Consider the following 10926-nt stretch of genomic DNA (forward strand, 5'->3'; position numbering starts at 1 on the left):
GATAATCACCAAAGTCTGTGCGAGACTTTGGCTCAACGGAAAGGAAAAAGCGGGGTTTTTCCTTTCCTCACGGATCGATGACATTATTTCCGGCCATCGATCCGGGCGTCCTTCCCGGACGCAACGGGTCATCGATCCGGGCACCCTTCCCAGGCGCGGCTAGTCATTTGCGGGTCATTGATTTTGGCACCCCGCGCGGGGTGCGTTGATGGACTTTTTGCGAGTCCATCAATTTTCAGAAAATTGCTCTTCGCCGGACTCAGCCCACAGGGACATATAAAGATGGGCGCTGTCCGGCGAAGTAACACGCCACTACATTCCCTTCTGCCATCTTTTTCAGCTCCGGCTGATGCTCCGTGCACACCTCCTCGGCGTAGGGGCAGCGGTTGTGGAACCGGCACCCCGGGGGGCGGCTTGATGGGGCTGGGAACGTCCCCCTTCAGGATCGTGTTTTTCGCGGTTCGGTGGGGATCAGGACCAGGCGCGGCGCCCATGAGAGCCTGGGTGCAGGGGTGCAGGGGGGTGTTGTAAAGCGTCTTTTTATCCGCCAGCTCCACCACCTGCCCCAGGTACATGACCGCCACCCTGTCCGCGATGTGCTCCACCACGGAAAACCAGGACCTGTTCCCGAAGAACGCGCCCGCTCCTTCTATTCACCTCCATATAGTTCCCGGCTTCTCCCCTCATGCTGTTTTTCGTTTTTGACGGAAAACAGCATTGACTTACGCAAAACTTACGCATATACTTCAAGCCAGAATTCAGGATCCAGGAGCCAGAATCAAGAATAATCCTTCCGGATCCGGTGGCACGGCCGAAGGTTTTCTACTGACTCCTGAATTCTGAATTCTATTCGGAGGTTTTTCATGACACCCATAACCCCCAAGCAGAAACGGTTCCTCGACTTCGTCATCGAGCACACCGAGCGGGAGGGCTACGCTCCCTCCCAGCAGGAGATCGCCAACGCCCTGGGTTACAAATCGCTGGGCACAGTCCAGAACTACCTGACCCGCCTCGAGCGGGAGGGCCTCGTCGAGAAGAGCTGGAACGCCCGGAGGGGTATCCGGGTCCGTCTTCCCGAAGGGTACGGCTACCAGCTTCCCCTTGCCGGGATCGTCTCGGCCGGAAAGCCCATCGAGGCCATCGAGACCCGTGACACCATCGCCGTGCCGCCCACCATGGCTCGCGAGGGCAACTTCGTCCTGCGGGTAGAGGGGCAGTCCATGATCGAGGACGGGATCCTGGACGGGGACTACGTCGTCGTCCGCAAGCAGGAGTATGCCGAGAGAGGGCAGACCGTCGTTGCCATCATGGGCAACGAGGCCACGGTGAAGAGGTTCCACCGGAAGGGGGGCCGCATCGAGCTGCATCCTGCCAATTCGGCCATGGAGCCGATCATCGTCCAGGACGACGAGACGTTCAGGATCGAGGGTGTGGTCGTTGGAGTCATCCGTCACTTGAAGTGACATAGGACTCCAACGAGTCCAGTGTGCAAAGGGCAGAGTAAAGGAAAAGCGATACAATTATGGTCTATTTTGAGGCTTTCAAGGGTGCGTCAGATACAAGGCCAGAGGGATGAGGAAGATAGAGATTCCGCCACAGGCGATCGAGTATCACCGAACCCCGACAATCCAGCCATCGGCGATACAGTTGTCCCTCCATCGCTCACCATCATAATCTCTTAGGTTTCCAAGAAGGGGTTAGATACAAGGCCAGAGCCCCGAGGAACACCGGAGGCGTATATGATGACATACGTCGAGGATTTCCGAGGGGCGATAACGCAGTAGATGATCCCTTATTGGAAACCGCATTAATCACCGTGGATAGAGAGATCTTGCACATATACATCCCCTCCTTCCCCATCACCCTGGCCCGCGCCTCCAACCCCTCCCTCAGAAGCCGGGCCGTGGTCGTGGCGCCGGGGCACTCGGAGCGCGCCCCCGTTCAGCATCTGTCCGGCGAGGCCCGTTCCGAGGGGATCCACGAGGGGATGCCCCTTTTCCGGGCCCGGCGCCTGTGTCCCTCCCTCGTCATCCTCCCCCCTGACCCCCATCGCCTGTCCGGGGGGATCAGGGCCCTCATCCGGCTGACACGGGAATACACCCCTGTCTGGGAACCCGCCGCCGCCGGGCGCATCTACCTGGACTTCACCGGCTCCACGCGTCTCTTCGGAACGGGACGCGACGCCGCCTTGCGCCTCGAGCGTGATCTTGAAAGACGGCTTCGTCTCACCGGCGCGGTGGGCGTGGCCGGCAACAAGCTGGTGTCGAAGATCGCGGCTGAGTGCCTGGACAAACCGGGCATCTGCGACGTCTTCAAAGGGGGCGAAGCGGGCTTCATCGCCCCCCTGCCGGCGATCGTCCTCCCCGGCGTGGGGCACACCCGTGAGCAGACCCTGCTTACGGATCTCAACCTGCGCCTGGTGGGCCAGATCGCGGCCCTTACCCTGCCCCAGCTCCTGCTGCCCTTCGGTCCCTTCGCCCCCCTTCTTCACCAGAGGGCGAAGGGGGTCGACCCTTCGCCTGTCCTTACGCCGCGCCGGACACCTGAACTGGCGGCCGAGTGCCGGCTGGAGCGGGAGGAAAACGACGACACCGTCCTGCTCGCCGAACTTTACCGCCTTGCCGAGGAGTGCGGAATGCGTCTGCGCCGGAGATCGAAGAAGGCGGCGAAGTTAACGCTCACCGTTCACTACGCCGACGGCGTATCAGGCACGAGGAGCGGAGACGTCACCCCCGCGGCCTCCGGCGACAGGGCGCTCTTCGAGAACGCCCGGCGCCTCTACGACCGCGCCTGTGAGCGCCGGGTCCGGGTCAGGAGCATGCGCCTTCTGTGCGAAAAGATTACGGAGCCTCGACGGCAGATAGAGATGTTCGAACAAGGCAGCCGTCCAAAATCACAGAGTGAATCGGTCCAGGCTGCCCTGGATGCGGTGCGGAACAGATTCGGGATGAGTGCTGTCGGGTGGGGAAGGACGGCTGTCCAAGTGCAGGGTGCAGAGTGCAGAGTGCAGAGGTTTAAACCCAAAACCCAAAACCCGAAACTCAAGACCTGGAATCGGCCCTGATCCTCATGGCCGATTTCGTCCCCCTCCACGTCCATTCCTCCCATTCCCCGGCATGGGGGATCCACGACCCGGAGAAGCTGTGTGCCGCGGCCCGGAAGATGGGGATCCGACGGATGGCCCTTACGGACCGCAACGGACTGTACGGCATCCCCCGTTTCCTGGCCTGCGCCGCCGAGGCGGGCATCGAGCCGATCATCGGTGCCGAGGCCGTGGCCGGTCGCCACCGGGCCGTTCTCCTCGCCCGCGACCAGGGAGGCTATGAGAACCTGTGCCGCCTCCTTTCGGACCTTCACTGCCGGGAGCGGTTCGACCTTCCGGCGGCCCTCGCGGCCGGCTGCGAGGGACTGAGCGTCATCACCGACGATCCCGGGGTCCTGCTCCCCCTGAAGCGAAAGGGGTTTTGCGATCTTTACGTGGAGCTTTCACCGGGGCACCGCATGCACGACGCCCTGGCTCTGGCCAGGGACCACGGCATCCCCCCGGCAGCCACCACCCGGGCCCTGCTCCTCCAGCCCGGGGACCATTACCTGCACCGGGTGCTCCGGGCCATCGCCTTAAACACCCGGCTGTCCCGCCTGACACCAGCCGAGACAGCCTCCGAAGCCGACCTTCTCATGCCCTTCGAAAGGGTCACAGACCATTACCCCCACTGCCCGGAGGCGATGGAAAACACGCTCCGGCTGGCCAATGGCTGCCGCACCGACTGGGGCCGAAGCGGTTTCATTTTTCCATCCTTCGACCGGATGACCGACGGGGAGGCTTTCAAAACCCTCTCAGAGCGCGCCCGTTCGGGCGCGGCGCGGCGTTTCGGAACCATCTCTCCCGAGATAGAAGGGCGCCTCCACCGGGAGCTTGGCCTTATCCGCGACAAGGGGTTCGCCCACTATTTCCTGGTGGTTGAGGAACTGGCCAACCGCTCGCCGGGCACCTGCGGCCGGGGAAGCGCCGCCGCCTCCCTGGTGGCCTACTGCCTCGGCATCACCCACGTGGATCCCATCCGCCACAACCTGTTCTTCGAACGGTTCCTCCATGAAGGGCGGATCGACCCTCCCGACATCGACGTGGATTTTCCCTGGGATGAGCGTGACGGGATCCTCGATTACGCCTTCGCCAGGTACGGGTCACGGAGAACCGCCATGGTGGCCAACCAGGTTGGTTTCCGGGCCAGGGCCGCTGTCCGTGAAGTGGCCAAGGTTTTCGGTGTCCCGGCGGCCGAGATCAGGACCATTACCCGCCGCTTGTCGGGCTTCGGCCGGCCCTCGAAGGCGGGTGACCGGGTCCACAACCACCCCCTGTTCCGGGGTGAGACCCTCGACGGCCGGTGGCGCGAGATCATTGCCGTCGCGTCGAAACTTGACGGACAGCTGCGGCGCCTTTCCCTCCACTGCGGCGGGCTGGTGGTGGTCCCCGACGAGATCCGCCGTCACGTCCCTGTCCAGGTCTCGGCCAAGGGGCTGCCGGTGATCCAGTGGGAAAAGGACCAGGCCGAAGCCGCCGGCCTCGTGAAGATCGACATCCTGGGGAACCGCTCCCTGGCCGTTATCCGGGACGCCCTGGCGGCCATCAAGGCCAATACCGGGATCGAGATCGACTACGCCGCCTGGCAGCCCCTCGACGACGAGAGGACCTGCCGCCTTATCCGGGAGGGGCGGACCATGGGCTGTTTTTACATCGAGTCTCCCGCCACCCGGCAGCTGCTGGCCCGCATGTGGGGTCCGGCTCCTGGCCCCCGGACCCTCGCGTGCGACCTGTTCGAGCATCTTGTCATGGCATCCTCCATCATCCGGCCGGCCGCCAACTCGTGGATACTGGAGTTCGTCGCCCGCATGAGGGGCAAGCACTGGAAGTCACTGCACCCTCTCCTCGACGACGTCCTGGATGAAACCTACGGCATCGCCGTCTACCAGGAGCAGATCACCCGCATGGCCATGGCCCTGGCCGGGTTCTCGGCTTTCGAGGGGGACCAGCTGAGGAAGATCGTGACGAAAAAGAGCCACGGCAAAAAACTGGGGGATTACAAAGCCCTGTTCATGGAAGGTTGTGCGAAGCACAATATCAGCAAAGAGACGTCGTCTCTTTGCTGGGAGCAGATCCTCTCCTTTTCCGGTTACTCCTTCTGCAAGCCCCATTCGGCCTCCTACGCCCTGGTCAGCTGCAAAGCGGCGTGGCTCAAGGCCAACTACCCCGCCGAGTTCATGGCTTCCGTCATCTCCAACCAGGGCGGGTTCTACTCGGCCTTCGCCTACATGTCCGAGGCAAGGCGCCTGGGGATCGGGATCCTGCCCCCCGACATCAACACCAGCGCCTGGCATTACACCGGGAAAGGCCGTGAACTCCGGGTCGGTTTGATCCAGATTCACGGTCTTTCCCGCAAGGGGGCCGAGGCCCTGCTGCGGGAAAGGGAGAAGGGAGGAGTCTACTCAGGGTTCACCGACCTCGCGAGAAGGGTCAGCCTGGACCCTTCAGATCTGCGGCTCCTCATACGGGCCGGGTGTTTCGACTCGGTGGAAGGGACCGGGAAACGTTCACGGCTGCACTGGGAATTGCTGGCCGCTGGTCACAGGAAATCGACGCCCGGGACCCTTTCCCTTTTCGATGATGAACCGGCAAACCTTCCCGAGGCCCTGCCCTATGACGAAAAAACGGTTTTGAACCAGGAGATCGACACCCTGGGCATGCTGGCCTCCCGCCACCCACTCACCCTCTACCGGGACACCCTGGCCCGGATAAAAACAGTGCCGGCAAGCCGGATCGGCGGACACGTCGGCCGGACAGTCACCATGGCGGGCTGGTGGGTCACCGGAAAGCCGGTGAGCACGAAGCATGGCAAACCCATGGAGTTCGTCACCTTCGAGGACACCACGGCCACCTTCGAGACCACCTTCTTTCCAAAGGCCTACGCCCGTTACTGCAGGACGCTTACCCGGCACCGGCCTTACCTGCTCCGGGGAACGGTGAAGGAGGAGTTCGGCGTGGCGACGCTGAACGTACAATGGATGGGGGGGATTGGCCGAAAACGGCCAGAGTGTTTAGAGTTCAGAGTCTAGAGTCGCAGAGTTGAGAGTTAAGAGTTGAGAGTTGAGAGTTGAGAGTTAAGGGTTCAGGGTTTTGAATCTGCCCATCCCATCGTTCACGTTTCACTTTTCACCATTCACAATTCACCGGGGCTCTCCGCCCCACCGAGAAGAGCGCCGACAGCGGCGGCCAGCATTTCGATGGTGAACGGTTTCTGGAGAAAGTTCCGGGCGTCGCCATCCGGCCGTTCGAACGACTCGGGGATATCGGGGTAACCCGACATGAACAGGGCCGGGATATCGGGGCGCATCTTCCTCAGGGTCTTGTAGAGCTGTGGGCCGTTCATCCCGGGCATGACGACATCACTCAGCAGCAGGTGGATCGGCCCGTCGTAACCTGAGACGAGATCGATGCATTCCCCCGGCGTGGCGGCTGTGATGACCCGGTAGCCCAGGGAATGGAGCATGGCCTCTGTCAACTCACGGACCATCTCTTCGTCTTCAACCACCAGGACAACCTGGCCGGCACCCCGCACGGGAGGCATGGCCGCATCGGGGACCTTGGCGGATTTCTCTCCCTGTTCAGCTATCGGCAGATAGACCCTGAAAGCGGTTCCCTCACCGGGTTCGGATGAGAATCGTATAAATCCCCCGTGCTGACTGATGATGCCGAAGACGGTGGAAAGTCCCAGGCCCGTGCCCTTTTCGCGGCCCTTTGTGGTGTAGAAGGGCTCGAAGATGTGGTCTTTGTGTTCATCCTCGATCCCGCAACCCGTATCGACAACGGAGAACATAGCGTAAGGACCGGGCGCAACCTGCTCCCACTCGCCGGCAATCTCCTCCCCGACGAGGACGCCGGAAGTTTCAATGAACAGTTGGCCGCCCCCAGGCATCGCCTCGCGGGCGTTGACCGCGAGGTTCATCAGGACCTGCTGGATCTGACTGGAATCGGCCTCTACCAGAAGCGGCCCCTCCTCGTATTCCGTACTCAAGGTGATATCCCCGCCGATGATCCGGCGCAGGAAATCGGTGAGGCCCCTCACCACCTCGTTCATGTCGAGGATCTTGAGCTCGAAGACCTGCTTTCTGCTGAAGGCAAGCATCTGGCCGGTGATCCTGGCCCCATGCTCCACGGCAGCGAGGATGCCGTTAAGGTGCTTTACTGTACCTGCATGAGGGTCGGCACCCATTATCGCTATCTCCGCGTAACCGCGCACGGCTTGAAGGATATTGTTGAAATCGTGGGCGATCCCGCCGGCCAGCACACCCACCGCCTCCATCTTCTGGGATTGGCGCAACTGCTCCGCGATGGTTCGTCGGGCCGTGATGTCCGTGGCGATGTGGATCACCTTCGCCAGCTCTCCATCCTCGCTGAAAATGGGAGTGCAGGACACAAGATACCAACCGCCGAGCATCTCAACCTCCATCTCCCTGACCTCCACCTCCCCGGACTGGAGGACCCCCGCGAAGGGACAGCACGAGGGCGGTGAGCCTGTTTGGGGACCGTGAAAGATCTCCCAGCACCTCTTCCCTCTCAGTTCATCGAGGGGCAGCCCCGTGGCTTGAACAGTGGCATTGTTGGCTTCCATGACCGTCATCGAAGGGCTGAGGACGATCGTGGGATGGCCGATGCTCTGGAAGATGGCCTCCCAGTTCTTTTCGGACCTTCGCAGGTCCTCTTCGGCCTGTTTTCGCACGGTGGCGTCATGGAACAGCCCGACAAGGTAACCTTTGCCGTCCAGAGTCACCGGCCCTGAACTGACGCCCGCGAAAAAGACGGACCCGTCCTTTCTCAGGACCGGGATGTCATTGGCCGTTTTCATCTCCCTCGCGAACTGTCTCCGGAACACATCCCTCACCCATTCCAGATCTTCCGGCGGATGGATGTCGCCGACGGAAAGGGTCAGCATTTCGGAGCGGGAGTAGCCCAGCATCCGGCAAATCTCGTCGTTACACTCGACGAAAGACCCGGTCTCAACGTCGGCCAGAAGGATCCCGTCGGCGGCGTTGTCAAAGATGGCCCGCAGCTTCTCCTGGCTTTCGGCCCTGGCGGCCTCCGCCTTCCTTCGGGAGGTGATCCCGTAATAATGCTCGACGCGCCCGCCGGCGTAAAGCCCGGAAATGATGGGCTGACTCCGATGCTCGAGCCACCTTTCCTTGCGCCCCTCCGCGGGGAGGACATGGCACTCGAAATGCTCCGTGTAGGTATTGTCCTCGTAGGCGGCCAGCAGCTTCCTCTCAAAGGTATCGGGATCGGCGAAGACATCCTTGAGCCTGGTCCTGATCAGGTCCAGCTGGTCCCGGCCATCATCTCCTTCCTGGTGATACCCAGATAACGCTTGATGGAACTGTTGATCCACACCACCCGTCGCCGGGCATCGGTGATGAGGATCCCGGCCTGGAGGTTGTCCATGACATCGTCGGTGATGGAGCGGAACCTCTCCCCGCTCAGACGGAGCTTTTGCTCTCTGACCAGGATGGCCCTGAAAGCGAAAGCGACCACCAGGGACAGGATAATTCCGAAGAGCGTAAGCGCGTCCGCCCAGGAATCGTGTTCCACTCCCTCAAGGCGCGGTGAGTGGGCCATGGTAAAGACCCACGTGTCGTCGATGACCGTGAGCGGCACGGTGACCGGGTCTTTCCGCAGCGCCGGGAATGAGCCGTCTCCGTGATAGTAGGCTTCCCGGCCCCGCGTGTCCGTCAGGGCGAAGTCGAACCGTTCCCGAAGGCCGGCTTCCGGGAGGCTGTCCTGCATCAGCGCGTCCACGCGGAAAACGCCGTTCACGAAGCCGGCCAGCGCCCCGTCCCGGTCGAGGACAGGCAGGTAAAGGGCGATGCCCATCCCTCCCTGGAGGAGGTCAATCGCGGCGGTGGCCGTGAGAACATGGTCCCTCTCCGCCCGGGCGATCGCGGGAGGGACGGTGGGATCGGGATGCTGGTGCAGGTCCTGGTTCAGGGCCCCCTCATTTACCGCGGCAGGGACGGAGAGCCGGATCGTCCACGATGGGTCGATCCAGTTCACCGCCTGGTAGCCGCCATACTGCTCGATAAACTTCCCGGCGATCTCCTCGAAACCTCTTTCCGACATTTCCTCCCGCATCCTGTCGGAGATAAATTTAAGGGGAACGACACGGGCGTTGAAAAAGCTCTCCACACGCCGGCGGGCCTTTTCGGCCGTCACTTCCACCTCGACCCGCGCGCTCTTTCCCCTGTTCCCTCAACATCTGGACCCTCACGGCGAACACAACGGTGAGGAGAGCGGCCAGGATGAGGACCGGTATGAAGAAACCCTTTAAAGGGTCAACATTTACTGGCCGTTCCATTATTATGAAATCCTCCCGGCAAATCGAAGGTCAGGCATTGATCCGACATTTACGACAAGGCATGTTCGCCGACATTTCATATACGGATACATTTACCACACATTCTCGCACCGTGTCGGGAAACCTGCACATCACGCCAAAAGTGTGGTTTGATTCGGCTTGTTAAAAAAGTTTCAACAGCTTGGATTTCCCTCGGTTTTCATGACTATGGAGATAGCATTTCCCTGCAAACGATTACCCGGAGTCTGTGTGGGGTTCTCCGACAGACGCCTGGAGAGACAAGGCGATTGACCACGGAATATCAACCTTATGCTATCACGAAATTCGTTTGCCCCTTCCGGACATAAATAGTAAAAGCTGTTTCCTGGACCTCACCTTGATCCACGCTTCACGATTCACCGGCCTCCTGCCCATTGGAAACCGAGCCCACCCATGAAGCAAGGAACGCTTAAAGCCGACAGCCTGCTCCTGTTCACCGCGGCCATCTGGGGCTTCGCTTTCGTGGCTCAGCGGGCGGGGATGGAGCACATCGGACCGTACCTTTTCAACGGTATCCGGTTCGCCCTTGGCAGCCTCTCCCTTGTCCCCCTCATCCTTATCGGCATCGGCAGCGGGACAGGCAACGGTATCCTTCCGGAGCCGGTCAGCCCCAGAGGTATGCTCCTGGGTTCGGGCATCGCCGGGCTCATCCTTTTCGCCGGAGCCTCCCTCCAGCAGATGGGCATCGTTTACACCACGGCCGGCAAGGCCGGCTTCATCACCGGCCTTTACGTCATCCTCGTTCCCATCGTGGGGCTTCGGTGGGGACACCGGGCCTCTGCAGGGACCTGGATCGGGGCCATCCTTGCCACCGCCGGCCTATACTTCCTGAGCGTCACAAGCAAACTGACTATCGAAAGGGGGGATCTTCTCGTCCTGCTCAGTGCCTTCATGTGGGCAGCCCACGTCCTGTGGATCAGCTGGTTTTCGCCCCGCATGAACCCCGTTCTCCTCGCTTCCGTCCAGTTTGCCATATGTTCCGTGGCAAGCCTTCTTACCGCTTTCGTTCTCGAACCCGTCTCCCTGGCTGCCATCCGGATGGCGGCTCTGCCCATCCTTTACGGAGGGCTTTTCTCCGTGGGGATCGCCTACACCCTTCAGGTCGTGGCCCAGAGGGACGCCCACCCCGCCCACGCATCCATCATCCTGAGCATGGAAGGGGCTTTTGCTATCTTCGGGGGGTGGCTGATCCTCTCCGAGACCATGGGCCTGAGGGAGCTTGCCGGGTGCGCCCTGATGCTGTCAGGCATGGTCCTGTCCCAGCTCTGGACCTACCGCAACCATGGCCGGACCGGCAAACACCCGGAGCACAGGACCTAGCCCGCATTATTCACGAGGTTCTTTTCCGTTCCGGCGGCGTTGCTGAGTCGTTCGCTTGTGCGGAATAGGCAGCTAGGCCCTCGGCTTACAGCCGAGGGCTTGAAGTGGCGCGTCGAATGAATTCGACTTGAAGCGCCACTTGATACCGCCGTCTTCAGACGGCGGT

The 10926-nt window shown here is 61.4% G+C and carries 6 protein-coding genes and 2 pseudogenes; 4 read left to right on the forward strand and 4 right to left on the reverse strand.

Annotated elements, in window-relative coordinates:
• Window positions 1–259 precede the first annotated feature (259 nt).
• Window positions 260–376: pseudogene (locus tag P1S46_09330) on the reverse strand (hypothetical protein).
• A gap of 85 nt (window positions 377–461) precedes the next feature.
• A pseudogene (locus P1S46_09335) lies at window positions 462–575 on the reverse strand (dipeptide/oligopeptide/nickel ABC transporter ATP-binding protein).
• Between the two features lie 288 nt (window positions 576–863).
• Between P1S46_09335 and lexA the strand changes: the two are divergent.
• The 3 genes from lexA to dnaE all read left to right on the forward strand — a co-directional run bounded on the left by lexA (window position 864) and on the right by dnaE (window position 6111).
• The gene (lexA, locus tag P1S46_09340; protein MDF1536688.1) at window positions 864–1463 is read left to right on the forward strand and encodes a transcriptional repressor LexA; all 600 of its coding nucleotides are present in this window, start codon (window positions 864–866) and stop codon (window positions 1461–1463) included.
• A 332-nt stretch (window positions 1464–1795) separates the two neighbouring features.
• On the forward strand, window positions 1796–3064 hold the full coding sequence (locus tag P1S46_09345) for a DNA polymerase IV (protein ID MDF1536689.1): 1269 nt from the start codon (window positions 1796–1798) through the stop codon (window positions 3062–3064).
• Window positions 3065–3069: 5 nt separating this feature from the next.
• Complete coding sequence (gene dnaE / locus P1S46_09350; GenBank protein MDF1536690.1) at window positions 3070–6111, forward strand: DNA polymerase III subunit alpha; 3042 nt, start codon at window positions 3070–3072, stop codon at window positions 6109–6111.
• A gap of 104 nt (window positions 6112–6215) precedes the next feature.
• Here the strand turns inward: dnaE and P1S46_09355 are convergent, their stop codons facing one another.
• Together P1S46_09355 and P1S46_09360 are read right to left on the reverse strand one after the other, a co-directional pair.
• Complete coding sequence (locus P1S46_09355) at window positions 6216–8438, reverse strand: PAS domain S-box protein (GenBank protein ID MDF1536691.1); 2223 nt, start codon at window positions 8436–8438, stop codon at window positions 6216–6218.
• Entirely contained in the window at window positions 8363–9259 is an 897-nt protein-coding gene (locus tag P1S46_09360; GenBank protein MDF1536692.1) for a CHASE domain-containing protein, read from the reverse strand. The genes P1S46_09355 and P1S46_09360 overlap by 76 nt, the downstream gene beginning before the upstream one ends.
• A gap of 574 nt (window positions 9260–9833) precedes the next feature.
• Here P1S46_09360 and P1S46_09365 point away from each other — a divergent pair.
• Window positions 9834–10760 (forward strand): DMT family transporter, encoded by a 927-nt coding sequence (locus P1S46_09365; protein MDF1536693.1) that lies wholly within the window; start codon window positions 9834–9836, stop codon window positions 10758–10760.
• The last annotated feature ends 166 nt before the right edge of the window (window positions 10761–10926 follow it).

Source organism: bacterium (assembly GCA_029210545.1).
Classification (GTDB): domain Bacteria; phylum BMS3Abin14; class BMS3Abin14; order BMS3Abin14; family BMS3Abin14; genus JARGFV01.